Source organism: Paenibacillus sp. FW101-FHT12H11, from assembly GCF_058790355.1.
Genome location: NZ_JBYTCO010000007.1, coordinates 377,831 through 394,338 on the forward strand (window position 1 = coordinate 377,831; position 16,508 = coordinate 394,338).

Below are 16,508 nucleotides of genomic sequence, written 5' to 3' on the forward strand. Positions count from 1 at the left end.
TCTCATTATATAGAAGTGCGTCAGAACGGGACAATAGGAAATGGGGAAATTTACATAAGCTTTAATTCCGGGACAGAAAGGATTATCCAATTAATTCCAGAATACTTGTAGATAGAGTTTATAAGATCATGGGAGGGATTAAGATGTCAGATGGCAAGAACCTTTTTGATCCAATGAAACACGCAGAATGGATACCACCCCATAGCCGGGAATGGTATGAACAATTATTCAAAGAAACAGGAGAGTACAGATACCCGTGGAAGTCGCAGTTCGAAGAGCCGAGAGCTGAAATCATTTTCGGTCATAAAATAGCTGCTAATTTAAATTATGGCCGATTATTGGATGTCGGATGCGGACACGGTGAATTTGCCTTACAGTTTGCCCTAGATGCTAGAGAAATTGTCGGTATTGATGTCGTGGAGGGATTTATTGAAAAGGGCAACCAGCATAAGTCATTGGGGAACATCAATTTCATGGTTACGGATGGGGATGGTCATTTACCCTTTCCAAATGATTATTTCGATGTAGCTTATACTAAAAAAGGACCAAGAGACTGGTATCATGAAGCAAATCGCATTGTCAAACCTGGCGGAATGATTATGGGACTCTATCATGCCGGTAGCCATGGAGGTTTAAGAGATCGTTTTCCAGGTCTCTATTCATCAATGCCACAACCTGAGGCAAATGACATATTGTCTGATCTTAATCTTCACGGGAGTGGCTTAACAGATATTCAAGCAGAGCTGTTTGAAGAGATAGAATACCTTGCTACACCTGAAGATGTGCTTATCAAAAAATGCTTTGGGCAGAACCACAAACTAAAGGAAATCGTATGGCAAGAGTGTCTGCAAGATGTCGAGGTCATATTTAATAAGTATGCAACAAAGCAAGGACTGAAAATACTTAATTATTATCATTTGTTAACAGCAAGGGCTTCATAAATCAATTCTACAACCAACCTTTCACACAGCGAGACAGCCAATCCATTCTACCGATCTCCACCGTGGTAAATTGTGGTACTATAATTAATATCAGATTCATTGTTAATCAGCACTAAGGAGGCTCGAAACCGTATGCAAGCCCATGCATCTTCGAAATCAACCCGAGCGAGCAGTACCTCGATGGAGAAGCAGTCTCCATCTTCAAAAATGGCGGATCAGCGATCTTCTTCCATGCGTATGCCGATGAATGCCTCCTCTGTACTGCAGCTTCAGAGGACGATTGGCAATAAAGAAGTGGCGCGCATGATGTCGCAACAGCTGGCAGCGCCAACCACGTCGATTGGGCAGCCTGCTATTCAACGGAAATTAGTAGCCCAGTACAGCGATAGTTTGAAGCGCAGCGCAACGACTAGCGACTTATTGCAGGCTTTCGAGCTGATCGGGATGAAGAGCCAAATCCTTTCGGCCAAAACAAATGCACGCGTGAATCCTTCTACGTTTAATGCGATATTAGAGCAGGAAATAGATGAAGCGGACTTTACCGTACAGTTAGCGAAAGATAAGTGGGAGCAGTCCCGAGACCAAATCAGCCAACTTGCGAGCAATGTCCTGCAAAAGCTGTATCTGGACCCTACGGTCTCTAATGACGACGGGGAGACGGATATTTTCTATGATGCAGTTGAGGATCATACAAGTAAGGAAGATATACTGCCGCGTTTGGAAGAACTGCGAACGCACATGCACATTTTTCCTGGTGATATGAAAACACGGCTACTGAATTATTATGCGATGGCTTCTTTATCCAAGCCGGATGCGCTTTTGACTATAGATATGGCCGCCATTGAAGAGATGGAGTCTTACGTACTGGACTTCTCAAAGAACATTCTTCAAGAGGTGAAAAGGTTGAACAGCCGAATCGCACAAGATGCAACGCTTGCCCGACTGGCTCCTCAGCTTCAAGATTATTTAAATACGTTCCTGTTTGTAAAAGCTGAGGATTTAGGCGCCTTCCCTCTGAAGGAAGTGTCGGACAACTTAGCGTTTCTCTCTAGGCGCATCGAGAGCTTAGAGGCGGATTTCAATGCTGAACCAAAGCCAGAGGTATATATCCATCAGAATGCAACAGATGAAGCGCTCGATAAATATGTCACCATGGTCCACAATAACTGGAACGCCGGGCGCAACAATCCAACCCGTGATACGCCGGCCAAACATACGCATGTCGAAGGGTACAGCACCAGCATGATCTTCTCTATGCAAAATGGCAGTAAGGATCTATATATTCATGGTGTCGTTGCCTTTCATATGGACAGCACGATGTCCTCCTCTGACGCAAGGGAAGCAAAGGAGATCGAGGATCGCTCCCAGACATTGACAAATTTCATTGCTTACATGCCATCCGGTGATACGTGGATTACGAAGGATCAGTGGTATCTAAATAAAATAGCGCAATATTTTACAGTTGATTTTCTATAAGGGATGTCACTCATATTTCTCTTTATAACCAAGCAGCCTGGCTACGGGAGAAAGGATAGTGAAGACGGTTTTCTGCACAGGCCATGGCGGATTTACCACTTGAATTTCGTTCTGATAATTGAGCATAGGAAGAGACATCCGGACTAAGTTAGGCGTGCCTTTTGCGTTAAGTTTACCGTCTCTTGCAAGAGCGAAATAGGTACGGAAAAATCCTTCAATCTCCAGTGCAGGCGTAAACTTTTGAATCGTATGCGCTTCTGCAGCGTCTTCATTCCAGAAGTAATGAGGGACTCCCGCAGGAATCTCCAAGAGATCCCCTGGTCCTAGAACACGGGTCTCGCTGTTCATACAGAAGTGGATTTTGCCGGAAATCACTTCCAATGAACTTGTTTGTTTCGGATGAATATGTTCGGGTTCTCTTTCTTTCGAGGGCGGATTAAAGCTTTCAATTTCCAACAAGGCACCATTCGTCTCTTCCCCAGTCGTACGGAATATCATTTTTTGTCCGCTGCGAGGATTCGTTATTTGTCTGTCAAGATTTGTCATGACAGCCTCCTTATTCATGGTCAAAGTTAGCTAATACAGAGAGTCATTCCTCGTCATAATTCTAAGAAAAGGAGGCATCCCAGCTTCATGGTATCTCTTCCAAATGTGTATCGTCAACACGCTCAGCCAATTAACAAAATTAAAATAATTGGGGAGGAATTTTTATGCCGATCAATTTTCACGATGAGAAGAACAAGGGAACGTATACAACAAGGACCGCTGATGATACGTGGATGAGATTCATTGAGAAAAGGATGGATGTTCACAATAAAGTAGTGGCAGATATTGGGTGTGGCGGCGGCATATATACGAAAGCCTTTAGTGATATGAGGGCAAGCCATGTAACTGGCGTTGATTTTTCAAAGGAAATGTTAAAAGGGGCTGCGGATAACTGTAAGGAAAAGGATAATGTTACGTTCGTATTAGGAGATGCGTTTAGTTCCAATCTACCGTCGAACACCTATGACATCGTACTGGAACGAGCCTTAATCCATCATTTAAATGATTTAATGGCCTGTTTCAAGGAAGCAAATCGTGTGTTGAAAACGAATGGATTGTTTATCATTCAAGATCGGACCCCAGAAGATTGTATACGACCAGGGGATGCCAATCACCTTAGAGGCTACTTCTTTGAAAAATTTCCTCATTTGATTGAGAAAGAAGTTGCTCGGAGACATTCGTCGGATCAAGTGCGAAGTGCACTTACAGCAAATGGTTTTGAACTGCTTAATGAAACACAACTTTGGGAAACAAGACGTGTTTATGAAGAGTTGGGAGCGTTGACACAAGATTTACTGCAACGAACAGGGCGTTCTATTCTTCATGATATTACGGATAGTGAGCTTCAGGAATTAGTTTTATTCATTACAAATAAGCTTGAAAATACATCGCTTCCTATTGTCGAGAAAGACTCATGGACTGTATGGCTAGCCACAAAAAAATAGAGGCTAGTGAGCCTCTATTGTGTATTTGCTGAGCACAGTTAATTTTCATATACATCGCCACTATTCGTGATAATGCATCCAATTGTCAGATCAGTTTCCAATTTAGGATAATAGTCTTGACGCCAGTTCGCGAGCTGATCGAAGGGGAGCTTGTTCCTGAAATATTGACCTGTCCTTAAAGCATCGGATCCTATCGTTTTTAGCTGACTGAAGAGCTCCTCATACCGCTTTTTTATATCTTTGGCGAAGGCTTCCTCGATTTGTTTTTCATTTAAATTGCCGTTGTTTTCAATAAGATGCAAGGAAAGCTGCATATTCATATGAAGTACAGGATGTTCATCACGCCAATCGGTATGTATGCGGTTATTACATTTTACAATGGCTACGCTTGCCCGATTCGTTACTTGAACAACAGAACCTTGAAACAATTCTTCGTATAGGTTGATTAACAGAGATTGTTCCTTTTTAATTTCCCCTTTCATTTTCCCCTTGGCCATGACGGCAGACCCTTGAAACTCCAGCATCGTTGATTTTCCAGATCGTAGAATGGGGATGGTGACATCTTCCGTGTCTGAGTGCATGGCGGCAAAAATTTTCCAAACATAGGCTAAATTAATTTCAGGACTCCATCCTGCATTTTTATTGAAAAAATTCATGAGTGCGCTTCCGTCCGTTTGGATGACACGGCCTGTATGAGCTAGAAAAGCCCCAATTTCCTCCGAGGTGATGGCTACAAGCGCTTTGGTAGGGAGTTGCTGGCTTCTCGTTATAAAGGCTATCGCTTCTTGAATCCCATCTTCCGCAAGCTTACGATCAATAACGATAAATTGTACATGCATAAAATCTATGCCGGCTTCAATGTCTGTATCAATATCCGTAAGTGCTTTACTGATCGTGTCGGCTTCTTTGTAGTAAACCTTGGACGATAATCCTTGCTTTTCAGGTGATGGAATTTGAATATGAATTCTGTATTTGCTGGCTTTGCCATAAGAAATCCCCATGACAATGGGCAATACCCGATGATTGACGTCTTTAATATCCCAACAGCCGGTTAACAGTGCTGCGCATGTGATTAGCAGGGCTCCTGTCTGAAGCTTACGCATCATTTTTGAAAACCTTCTTTCTATACGCTCTTTGAATGAAACTACCTCGGAGATAGACAGCAATGGGGATCGCCAAGAAGACAAAGATACGAAACCCGATATCGGATGCGTAAATCTTCACATAGGAACTCCAATTCGGAATCATCGCGGATGTAACAAACACAAGCACGCCTAGGATGGGCCTAATATAAGTCTCCTTCCATCCAGGTATCATTTTGCGAACTAACACAGACGAGGCCCAAAGCGCGTATGAGGTGATGACTAGCACGAAAGCAAGCAGAGCGACGGCATAGAATAATGAAATTCGATGAAATATGGTCCACGTAAGATTGACTGTGTCAATACTTGTTACCAGTGGGAAATTCATTAATGTTGCTGCGTTGACACCAAATACAAGCATGGGAATATAGATGATCACCACATACAGCACAGTCAATGGGATCATTGTAATCAGGAGCGGCTTCAACAGTACTTTAATAACAGGCGGCAGCATACCCAGAAGAAGGAAAGGGCAGATCGTAAATAAAGGAACGAGGAACTCAAAATGCTGCATAAAGTCAAAGCTTGTATTTACAAGTGGAAATATGTTGGTCAACCTTGCATTAACGGAACATCCCAATAGGGCAAATAAAAGAGCTGGGAAATATAGAAATGACAATAAAGTGCTAGCTCTTAAGATGCCTCGGGGTCCAATTGAAGCTCCAAGTAGCGTAATGGAAGAAAGTAATATCAAAATTGAAATTAACGGTGATCGGACCACGAATACGATAATCATGAGTTCAGCAAAGCCGCGAATGGCCATAACTCCAATAAGGAGTATATAGAGAATAAGTGGAAGAAGCAGGACGGTACTAACCCATCTACCAAGCGGAAGAAGCAGATCAGCATAATCCATATTCCCTGCTTTGTTCAAACCTTTCAAGAGAATGACCATGAGGATCAATTCAATAAGCATGTACATCATGGCTGGTTCCCAATGTCCATATTTCGTCGTATGTAACATCGCTCTTGGAAAGAGCAAAAATATGATACTGCAATGAGATCCGATGAAAAAAAAGGGGATTGTTAACGTAGAAATCCATCGAGAACTCATAGGCTGGCGTCACTCCTTTTCAGTTGTTAAGTTTGTCTTAATTTTTTGAAATCGAAAAAACTCATAAACGGTATACCAAAGTGTTCAATTCTACACACGTAGAAGCAAATCGCTATAAAACCGGCGAACAAACCGAACACACCAAAAATGCCGGAAAGCACAACGATAACTGCTCTCATAATTCGTATATTCAACGTGTTTAAGTAATTAGGAAAAGCAAAGGTGGCCGTAACGGAAATGGACAACACAATGATAACAAGACTGCTGACCAGTTTTGCATCGACAATGGCTGTTCCAAGAACGATGCCCCCGATGACCGTAATGGATGCTGCAATACTTTTGGGTAACCGCTGAGTGGATTCAATACTGATTTCGCTAACGATTAATAAAAAAGCCATTTCTAAAAAGGTAGGCAGCGGGATGCCGATTCGGCTGCTGGCTACGGAGAGGGCAAGTTCGATCCGCAGTGTTTCCGGATTTACGGAGACTAGAGCTACATAAAGTCCAGGGGTCAGCAATGCGATTAGCAGGCTCATTAAACGTAAGGAACGGAGCGCAAACATAATGAGCACGGGAAGTTGTCTATCCCACTGAATAGAAATAAAGTCGCCAAATAACAGGGGCAGCACGTAAGCGACGGGCTCGCCATCTATCAACAGGATGACTCGGCCTTTCATCATGGATGAGGTTGCTTGCATAGGGATCTCTGTTTTATAAAAAGGTGACAACAAGTCAAAACGGCTGCAGCCGAGTATTTCCATCAGGTCTTGACCCGTCTGCAAATCTCTGTGAGAAGCGTTCTGCAAGTTACTTTTTACTTGATGCAGCAGTTCCTTATTGACAAGCTCTGAATGGTAAATCAAAGACGCCTCTTTCGTTGCGCCTCCAGTAAATGTAAAACCTTCAGCAATTAAATAGGGCGAATTTAACGATTTTCTAATGAGTCCAATATTTGTGGTTAACGGTTCCATGAAGGCGACGGCCGGAGCAAAGGGCATCGATTCGTTCTCAGGCTTATCGATCGCTCGGGAAAGAGAAGCAGGAGCTCCTTGAAAACTGAAGGCTTGTTCCCCTGTGGCATTCAATAAAACTGCCCGTCCCAGTTGAAGCTCACTCATCGCCTCAGGGCTCCAGGGCTTGCCAACCAATCGCATGCAAATATCGTCGTAGGAATCAGTTGATGTAACTCCGGAATTCCAAATAAACATAATGGTTTCCTGCGAATTTACAACAGAATCATAGTAAACCAACCACATTGATTCCGATCCGAGTTGCAGCCGTTCGATTTTCAAATCACGGTGCAGCTTTGCTTTTTTGCTTATAACCTCCAAAAAATTGCTCATGGCTAACCTCCCTGAGATAGTGTTTACTATAAATTGGGAATTATTCAGCCTTCACGTGCATGATACAAGCAATCAAATAAGGGCCGATCATCCAAAAACAACTTTGGACAAAGGCCCTTATTTCCTATTTACTTCCCAAATTTTTGCTGTAAAAATTGTAGGGCATCCTGAAGCATCTTGGCAGTCGCGCTGTCCACATACTTGCTGTCTCTGATGGCTGCATCAAAGAAAGTCGGATCTTTCAGTTGATTTTGGTTCACCAGTTTCTGAAGCACAGCGACCGCTGTCTGCAGGCTGTTATAGACCGTTTGGTTTTTGAAATAACCTAGATTCCATACTAACCGGAGGAGATCGTCTAAATGATCCAGATCCATGATGACCTTCAATACATAGGTACGTACAATTGTATTGCCCGCGTGGTCGGATGCTGTAACTTCAATTGTATGCTGACCCAACCATAAATTAAGCGGTTGAAGGTTTATGTGGGGGTTGACAATGACGCCGTCCATTTTAACTTTTGATGAGGCTACTCCACTTAAAGCATCTGAGATCCCAACATTCAAGACAATCGGATCCGTCCAATAAACCGTTAACGGACCGGCTATATTGATTTCAGGAGCTTGTGGATCATAACGAACTTCGGCAGAGTGCCCAGCTTCTTGATTCCCGGCGATATCCGTGCTGTAGTAGTAAATCGTGTTCACACCATAAGTGCTAACGGTAACCGATGTTCCGGCACTTGGTGTTCCACCGTTTAGGGAGTAGAAGGTCTGTTGTACACCACTTAAAGTATCATAGGCCGCTAATGTGACGGTTTGCGGTGTGCGCTGCCAGCCCTCTAAGGAGGTATGAGTGGTAGTTGGAGCCGTTTTATCGATGCCTATAATCAAATCTTTGGGCACTTCTTCGTTATTCCTTGTATCAATGGAGCGGTATTGGATTCGGTAAATCCCATCATCTGCGAAAGTAACGGGCTGATCCGTGACAGTCTGCCAAGTCTCAGCTCCTCCCAGAATGCGGTACTCGGTCCGCTTGATGCCTACCCCGACAGTCGGAAGTTCGACTGTAAAGGCGACCTGCACATTTTGCTTATTGAATGTGCCTGAACCCGTTGCTCCGTCCGCTGTCGCCGTGGTCACAGGAGGGGAGACATCCCGCTTAGTTACCTGAAACGTCATTTCTTTGGTGTTGTTCGTACGATCCATCTCGGTGAATCGCCCGATATCATTAATATTGACGCTTAATTGGTAGGTCGCTTCTCCATTGGGCACTTCCCAATATCCGTTTTCACCTCCAGCATTCGTATACAGCGTAGCAGTGCCGCCAACTGGAATGGATTGATTGTACGTATCTGTATAGCCGAACGAACCACCGTTCAACCCGAATACAGCTCCTGTAATTTGTCCGGCAGGGGTGGGAAGAAGCCCTACATTTTTCACGGTGACATAGAAACGCACGCCTGTTTGCCCGGCATAAGGACCAGCTGGGTCCGTTCCAAGGTCGGTTACAATCAAATCAGGGCCGGGAGTCAGAGGCTGGCGTTCCAAACTCAAAAATTCAAACGATTGATGAATAACACGGCCGTTTTTAGCGACAACTTTGATGATATGATTTGCCATGGGGAGGCCTGTTTTTTCGAAAACCAGCTTCTTCGCACCTTGTGTGTTTGCTGTTTTCAAATCAACCGTTGATTGCAGGACATCGTCCATATAAACATCTGCCACTCCCAATGTAGACTCAATATCAGAATACCATCGGATTCCCGTGCCTCTAAAAGCCATAGCTGCGTAATCGCCAGGTGTTGCCGTTTCATGAAGATCCGCTCCATTAGCCCCTAAAGCAAAGGTAGCAGAGGAGTAATACGTATTGGGACTGGAATGAACGACATTCGTCCACAGGTTCTGAGGTGTTTCATCCAAAAGGCCTTCCGTCAGCTCGAACCAATCAAAGTAAGCAAATACATTACCAGTGCTCTTGACGATGGAAAGCACAAGATTGCTTACATCCGCAGGCATCATGACATTGTATTCGATTGTCGTATAGACGTTTGGCTCCGTTCCGGGCAAATCAATGGAGCGAATCAACTGATTGTTGATCGTGAGATTGACCTTTTTATTCGCTGCAGCACTATATTTGAGCTTAAGAATATAATTGGTATTTGCTTTGACGGGAGGTTTCAGCAAATTCATTCTCCCTTGCGTGTAATACATCCCGACAAATGTGCCATGATGTGTCACACCTTCCAGCTCCGTTTGCTCCGATTCCACATGTAAAGCTCCTGTAGATGTCGTTGTAAAAGGGGAGGAAGGTAAAGTTAAGGAAGATATGGCAATTGGGGCGCTCGGCAAGGATTCATTGCCCGAATCATCATAAGCGATAAGCGTATAGGAGTGAGCGCTCTCAGGACTCACATCTTGATGTGTGTAGCGTGTTACTGCTCTAGGAAGCTTTGCAAGCAATACGCCGTTATCATACAGCTTATAACCTGCCACTTCTGCATTATCCGTAGAGGGCTGCCATGTCAGTTTAATTTGTTTGTATGAAACGGCCCGCGCTTGCAGCGAAGGTGTACTTGGTTTGGCATCTTCGTACGGAGTCAAGATGTATTGAACGGCTTCACCGGGCTGAATCGTTTCCGATAACTGTGCGCCCGAAGCAGCGTCAACGATGCTAAAACTGCGAGCAGCAGCATAGGTGTTGCCTGCACCAAAACGTTCTGCCGCATACTGAACGTTAGCAGGCAGGGTAACGTGCACATTCATCGTGACCGGAGTCGTTTCGAAATTAACAAAGTTAAGCAGAATTTTATTGGATTTGGCTCCGGTACTGCTCACGCCAAGCGTTGATGTATCCACCGCACGGAAGTAGGCCTTTTTCCCGGCAAGCTCATTCTGATTGGTATACACATAAGGGAGCGGTTTGCCATGCGTGCTGTAGGCAAGTGCCAAGCGGCGGAAAATTTTCAATCGCGTTTCATCGGGATCGCTCGTATTAATCCATGCTTCCGCATCATCAGCTGCATTCATCACAATATCTTCTTTCAGCAAGCTATACTCTCGGAAGTAGGCGGCATGCTGCATAATGAAATCCAGATAACCAATCGTGCTGCGCGTTTCCCTATCGAAGATGGAGGCGAAGCGATGGGTGAAAGTGTCATACCGGTTATTGTCCGTATGAAAATCATTAGCCCCTGTTTCACTCATCATCATCGGTTTCGCGAGTCCGTCCCCTTGATAATCAGGAAAGGTTTTCTGTGTTTCTACAAGAGCGCCGCCCTCACCGCTTGAAATGCCGCTTAACGTATAGCTGTGACCGTTGGTCATATCGGTATAATCTTCGATTTGCTTGCGATAGGCAGGATCTCGCTCCCAGCCATCCGGAATGCCTTTGGAAGGCCAGTAGGCCCAACCTGGAGAAACCGCTTTCAACCATGGGTTTAACAATGGCTTTTGCTCGCTAACATACTTGGCCAGCGCCAAGTCAGCGGCAAAGGCATTGTTGAACACGCCGGGTTCATTATCCAGCTCCAGGTATTCGAACAAATCTCCATTTTCTGCAATGAGATTGTTGTAGTATTCTTTCAGCTTCTCCGGGACAACGCCGGCCGAGAGCTCCGGGTCTTTGATGTAGTTTCCGAAAGGCAGCAGCACGGGGGCTAAATTCAAATCGCGCAGGGCAGTCAGCCATTCACGCGAAAATTGACTGCTGCGTATGACGTTTCCGCTGTAGGCAAGCCCCAGCCACTTCGTTACTTCCATCGTTTGCAGGTCACGGTCTTTCAACACATGCGATACTAACGCCGTTCCCAGACGAATATACCGGCCGTGAATGGGTTCCGTTGCTGGAGCTGTCAAAGCCTCAAGTTTGGCATAATCCCATTCAAACCAATGGAATTCGTCGCCTGCAGTTCCGGCATACAATCCGCGGTCTAATGAGAGCTTCAGCTCATTAGGTCCAACCTTTAGCATTTCCTTAGGAATGTACAGCTCGTAAGTTTCTTTGAATTTCCGAGTCGTATTTTCGCCGCTAAGGCCGACTATCTGGATTAATCCGGCCATCGTATCATTGGAAAATACTGCTAACTGCGGAACGGATACATAGGCATCCAAGCTCCTGAAGCTGAATTGCACACCATATTCCGGGATTGCGTCTAAGTTGTAAGTAATCAACATCGTACCGTTGCGGCTAAGCTTTAAGCCTTTGGAAATCGAACTCCAATCTGAGCGGGTCGCCCAGTCGGAAGGGAGATTAATGGATTCCGTAGGAGATGATTTGTAATCGCTAAATTCAGAAGAGAGCTGATCATCAAGCCCTATCCGCCAAAGCAACGAATACGCAGGAGTTGGCTCTGCAGTTTTAATTTGTGTGTAGAAGGTAGTTGAAAGCAGAGTCTTTCCTGCAGGCTGCGCGGACGTTTCTTTTAACCGAACCTGAATTTGCCCGGTCGTATAATTGATATTCTCCAGCTGTAGCGGGTTCATGGATACCGTTTGCCACGAGTTGCAGCGATCCGTGCTGTATTCATAGGCGGACAGATCCGTATAACCGGGAACAGGCGTCCACCCGAATGTGTTTGCTGTATCGTCCTGAACGGGATTTGTTGGCGCATCAGGGAGCACAAATGGTGTCAAGTAAGAGCCTGGTATCACTTGTTGGGTTATTCCCGGACCTTGCCATGCGACAGCCAGATTATCATTTGAGGTATTTTCCTTGTGAAGAGCCTCGATATAATATCTCTTGCCGCCTATTAACGGAATGATCACGGATTTTTGAGTAGGAGACTTGTTCCATTCCCTGGGCTTGGCGAAAACCGTGTTCCATGCGATTTTCTCTTTGTGCGCAGGATCGCCATCCGGACTCAGCCATAACTCGGAGCTGTCATCCGCAGCAATCCAGAAGGTGTAACCACCGCTAACCGGCGGCGTCAGAAAACCATAAACGCGTGAACCATACAGATCCCCGGTATTATTGGGTGTCTCGAAGCTGGTGAGTATCCTGGAGCCCGAAGGAGGCGCCTTTACAGGAATCTGTTCTACCTTCCCGCCAGGAATATTGTTCCAATAATCTTGGATGATACCTGTTCCTGCAGCTAAAGCATGATAAGCAGGGAAGAGAGGGAGCAGCGAGACAATGATTGCCGACAGAAGGATTGAAACAAGGAGTTTTGACTTGTGTAGGGATCTCATAATTACCTCCAAATGAATGAGATGATCAATAGGATTCCCTGATCCTATCCGGGGTCCACGTCATGTATAGGCGGTGCTCCGACCTGCAAACCCAAGAGCACCGCTACTCCTTCGTTCTATTTCAATTCATTCTGAGATTGTTCAGCGAATTTGTACAAATCATCGATACTAAATATTTTGGTTTTGTTGTTCTCGTACCATTTGGCATAATAATCATCGACTTGCTTGCCGCCGGCCTTTTCCCAGACATCCTTGGCATCTTTCACAGCTTGCTGTGCGGTGTATCCGGAGCCGCCAACCAAAGCTTTCAGCCAAATGTCACCTTTATCGATATTGTTGGACTTGCTTGTGCTTTTGACAATCGCTTGCAGGTCATCCGGCAAAACCGGCAGGAAGTCGTTCCCGAGGGAAGGAACCGGGCGATCTTTATTGATATATATTTCTTTGGATTTGAGATTGATATCGAGCAGCTCTTTTTGCGTAGGCACTTCTGGGCGAAGATTCACGAGATACACTTCCGCGCATTTGCCGAGCAGCAGATCGGATCGCATCATGTTCAAATCATCGGTGTAAAGCTCTTTCTTATTTTTCTCTGTGTCGATAGGCTGCAAACAGCCATTTGAGCCTTTTTGTGAGTGCGTACCTTCGATGCCATTTTTCAGCAAGCTGGCGTGCTCGGGATCCACCATCCAGTCTATATACTGCATGATGGCTTTCGGATCTTTGGCTTTGGCGTTGACGACACCGACCATTTGCACTGGTGTGCTGATTATCGGGCTGAACTGGCCGAACTGGCTTTTCGGTAATGCCATGGGAATGACTTTTGCCGTCGGGTTGTTTTTCTTCAATGTTTCATAATTCGAGATGGTAAACCAGGCACTGTCGATTGCAAAAATCCCCAATTTTCCATTCATGAAATCCTGGATTGCCTTTTGTCCGTTCTTATCAGTAAGAAAGTCCTTATCGACTAAACCGTTGTCAAACAAACGTTTCTGGAATTCGACAGACGCTTGGAGACGGTCCCAATCGTGGACGAAAGCGCCGTTTTGTTCAGCCCAGTCAATCGAACGCCCGAAGATATGGCTGATCACGGAGAAGCCGACACCGCTCAGGTTGATACCGAACGTATCCTTTTTACCGTTGCCGTCCGGATCTTGGTTCACGAAGGCATTGGCCACATTATATAATTCTTCGGTTGTTGTAGGGACTTGCAGATTCAGTTTCTCGAGCCAATCCTCACGGATTAACAGACGGTGATGTGGAGCCACGACATTCAAACGTCCAATTTCATACAATTTGCCGTCTTCCTTAGTTCCAATCTTACGCAGCAGCGGATACTTCTCAAGAATTTGTTTGTAGGTCGTGCTGTATTTGTCAACCATCTCATCAATCGGCATCAACAGTTTCTGCGAATACCAGCTGTTTCTGTAATTGGCATCATACTCCAGAATCAAGTCCGGTGCGCTTCCTGAGGCAAACAAGGCATTAAATTTCGGGAACGACTCCCAGCGGGGGACGGGGGTATACTTCACATCGACAGGACCGTTCTTGTTGATCCAATCCACCCAACGGTTTTTATCCCAGTTGCCTTCCTCCGGAGGGATATTCCCCCGATCATACACGGAAACGTTAATCGCTCCTCTTTGCGCAGATTCTGCTCCCGGGGTCGCATTCGGACTTGATGATGCTCCTGGATCGTCAACTTTGGGAGTGGAACAGCCTGCCAAGACGGCGGCACAGACGAGTGTGGCGAGTATGGCTTTCCGATGACCCTTTGGTACCATGAACATGGAAATACCCCCTTAGATAATTCGATTTCAAGGTCTTCCGATTTATCCTTTAATCGCGCCGATCATAACCCCTTTAACAAAATACTTCTGCAAGAAAGGATAGACGATGAGCATAGGCACAATGAGTACGATTACGCCGGCCGCTTTGATAGACTCTGGTGTCATTTGCTGCAGGTCGTCCGGTCTTACGGAGTTTAGTTCTTGCAGAATGGATTGACTGGCAACCATTTGTTGAATCATAACCGCCAAGTTCATTCGGGTACTGTCATTGATAAACATGAGTACATGTAAGAAGGAATTCCAATATCCGACGCCATAAAATAAAGTTAACGTTGCCAAAACAGGGAGAGATAGAGGGAGAATGATACGCGTGAGAAGTCGCCATTCACCGCAACCATCCATGCGTGCAGCTTCTTCAAGCTCTTCTGGGACGTTCATGAAGAAGGTCCGAAGCACGAGCATATTAAATGCACTGATCAGTCCGGGCATCCAGATGGCGCCGTAAGTATCCAGTAAGCCAAGACTTTTTACAATCAAAAAAAGAGGAATTAATGGCGTCCCGAACAACATGGTAAATACAATAGCCAGCGTGAAAAAACGACGCGCGTAGAAATATTTCTTGGCTAACGGATAAGCCGCCATGATCGTAAAGCACATGCTGAGCGCTACGCCTACAACGGTAATCACGATGCTGTTGCGGAAAGCTTTAACCATATTCGTGCCCTTATATAAAGCCTTATAGGCTTCCATGGTCCAGCCTTGCGGCCAGAGGGAGACATGCCCGGATACAATCGCTTGATAGCTGCTCAGCGACAGAGAAATGATGTGAAGCAAGGGAAGTACACAGCTTAAAGCTGCAAGTCCCAGGAACAGATAATTGCATGTATAAAAGATTTTCTCGTCCCATGCTGGTTTCATGAAGAGAGGCTCCTTTCTTACCACAGTCCTTGATCGAATTTACGGGCCAGTTGATTCGCAAGGACGACGAAGAAGAAACCGACCAGAGATTCAAACAACCCGACAGCCGTAGTCAAACTGAACTGTCCTCCCTGAACACCTACGATAAAGATATAGGTGCTAATGACACTTGAGACATCCGAAACAGCTGCATTTTGGAGGGTATACACGTGATCAAACCCGACTTCCATGACATTCCCCATACTCAGAATCAGCATGAGAATGATCGTGCTGCGAATACCGGGCAGGGTGACGTGCCAGATCTGCCTCCATTTGGAAGCTCCATCGATGCTAGCGGCTTCATACAGATGCGTATCGATGGAGGTAAGAGCCGCCAAGTAAATGATCGCTCCCCAACCGGCTTCCTTCCAGATCCCGGAACCGAGAAAGATCGCTATCCAGCTATGTTCCTGATACAAGAAAGCAGTGGTGTGACCCGTCCATAGCTCCAGCAGCTTGTTAATGATACCGGATTGCTGGGAGAATATCGTAACGACAATCCCGCCGACAATAACCCATGAAAAGAAGTGAGGGATATAGATCAGTGTCTGCACAATCTTTTTGAAACGCATGGCACGAACTTCATTCAGTAAGATGGCGATAATAATTGGGAAAGGGAACCCGGCGATAATACTTAATAAGCTCAAAGTGACCGTGTTACGGATGATCGTCAAGGTCTGGGGTTGGGTGAAAAGTGTCTTGAAATGTTTGAGGCCAACCCAGGGGCTTCCCCAGATGCCTTCCATCAAGTTATAGTTTTTGAATGCAATGAGGTTACCTAAAATTGGAAAATACCGAAAAATAATAAAGTAAGCAATGACTGGTAGAAACATCATGAATAAAGGCATATTTTGTTTCAGACGTCGACGGGGCTGCAGCAACTTGGCTTTATGGCGTGCAGATCTGTGAGCTGTCATCATGGGGACTGTTTGCGTATTTTCCAGCGGTGTATGCGGCATTATGCGGCACCTCCTTTCGAGTATTTATTGAACCATCCATGCTACCTTGCCGTCGATGGAATCAATGTACCCTAGAAGCGCCAACCTTCTCAATATACATGAATTAGGGAGTAAACTCTTTTGAATTCCTTGCTGTACAAGGCTTTCGTGAATGGGTGCAAAGGTGAATA

The 16,508-nt window shown here is 45.3% G+C and carries 11 protein-coding genes; 3 read left to right on the forward strand and 8 right to left on the reverse strand.

What is annotated here, in order from left to right:
- The first annotated feature begins 143 nt into the window (after positions 1 to 143).
- Together AC3WTJ_RS24225 and AC3WTJ_RS24230 are read left to right on the forward strand one after the other, a co-directional pair.
- Entirely contained in the window at positions 144 to 941 is a 798-nt protein-coding gene (locus AC3WTJ_RS24225; RefSeq protein ID WP_492523994.1) for a class I SAM-dependent methyltransferase, read from the forward strand.
- A 132-nt stretch (positions 942 to 1,073) separates the two neighbouring features.
- A complete protein-coding gene (locus tag AC3WTJ_RS24230; RefSeq protein ID WP_492523995.1) occupies positions 1,074 to 2,417 on the forward strand; it encodes a hypothetical protein in 1,344 nt (447 codons plus the stop codon).
- Between the two features lie 6 nt (positions 2,418 to 2,423).
- On the opposite strand, the gene AC3WTJ_RS24235 is transcribed toward AC3WTJ_RS24230, so the two are convergent.
- Complete coding sequence (locus tag AC3WTJ_RS24235) at positions 2,424 to 2,963, reverse strand: cupin domain-containing protein (protein ID WP_492523996.1); 540 nt, start codon at positions 2,961 to 2,963, stop codon at positions 2,424 to 2,426.
- 164 nt (positions 2,964 to 3,127) lie between these two features.
- Here AC3WTJ_RS24235 and AC3WTJ_RS24240 point away from each other — a divergent pair, with 164 nt between their 5' ends.
- The gene (locus AC3WTJ_RS24240) at positions 3,128 to 3,907 is read left to right on the forward strand and encodes a methyltransferase domain-containing protein (protein WP_492523997.1); all 780 of its coding nucleotides are present in this window, start codon (positions 3,128 to 3,130) and stop codon (positions 3,905 to 3,907) included.
- 38 nt (positions 3,908 to 3,945) lie between these two features.
- Here the strand turns inward: AC3WTJ_RS24240 and AC3WTJ_RS24245 are convergent, their stop codons facing one another.
- The 7 genes from AC3WTJ_RS24245 to AC3WTJ_RS24275 all read right to left on the reverse strand — a co-directional run bounded on the left by AC3WTJ_RS24245 (position 3,946) and on the right by AC3WTJ_RS24275 (position 16,296).
- Positions 3,946 to 5,013, reverse strand: coding sequence for a Ger(x)C family spore germination protein (locus tag AC3WTJ_RS24245; protein WP_492523998.1), 1,068 nt, complete (start codon positions 5,011 to 5,013; stop codon positions 3,946 to 3,948).
- Entirely contained in the window at positions 5,003 to 6,103 is a 1,101-nt protein-coding gene (locus tag AC3WTJ_RS24250; protein ID WP_492523999.1) for a GerAB/ArcD/ProY family transporter, read from the reverse strand. The genes AC3WTJ_RS24245 and AC3WTJ_RS24250 overlap by 11 nt, the downstream gene beginning before the upstream one ends.
- A 26-nt stretch (positions 6,104 to 6,129) precedes the next feature.
- The gene (locus AC3WTJ_RS24255) at positions 6,130 to 7,446 is read right to left on the reverse strand and encodes a spore germination protein (RefSeq protein ID WP_492524000.1); all 1,317 of its coding nucleotides are present in this window, start codon (positions 7,444 to 7,446) and stop codon (positions 6,130 to 6,132) included.
- A 128-nt stretch (positions 7,447 to 7,574) separates the two neighbouring features.
- Complete coding sequence (locus AC3WTJ_RS24260) at positions 7,575 to 12,632, reverse strand: OmpL47-type beta-barrel domain-containing protein (RefSeq protein ID WP_492524001.1); 5,058 nt, start codon at positions 12,630 to 12,632, stop codon at positions 7,575 to 7,577.
- A gap of 116 nt (positions 12,633 to 12,748) precedes the next feature.
- The gene (locus tag AC3WTJ_RS24265) at positions 12,749 to 14,422 is read right to left on the reverse strand and encodes an extracellular solute-binding protein (protein WP_492524002.1); all 1,674 of its coding nucleotides are present in this window, start codon (positions 14,420 to 14,422) and stop codon (positions 12,749 to 12,751) included.
- A gap of 42 nt (positions 14,423 to 14,464) precedes the next feature.
- The gene (locus AC3WTJ_RS24270) at positions 14,465 to 15,340 is read right to left on the reverse strand and encodes a carbohydrate ABC transporter permease (protein WP_492524003.1); all 876 of its coding nucleotides are present in this window, start codon (positions 15,338 to 15,340) and stop codon (positions 14,465 to 14,467) included.
- Between the two features lie 17 nt (positions 15,341 to 15,357).
- A complete protein-coding gene (locus AC3WTJ_RS24275; protein WP_492524036.1) occupies positions 15,358 to 16,296 on the reverse strand; it encodes an ABC transporter permease in 939 nt (312 codons plus the stop codon).
- Positions 16,297 to 16,508 lie beyond the last annotated feature (212 nt).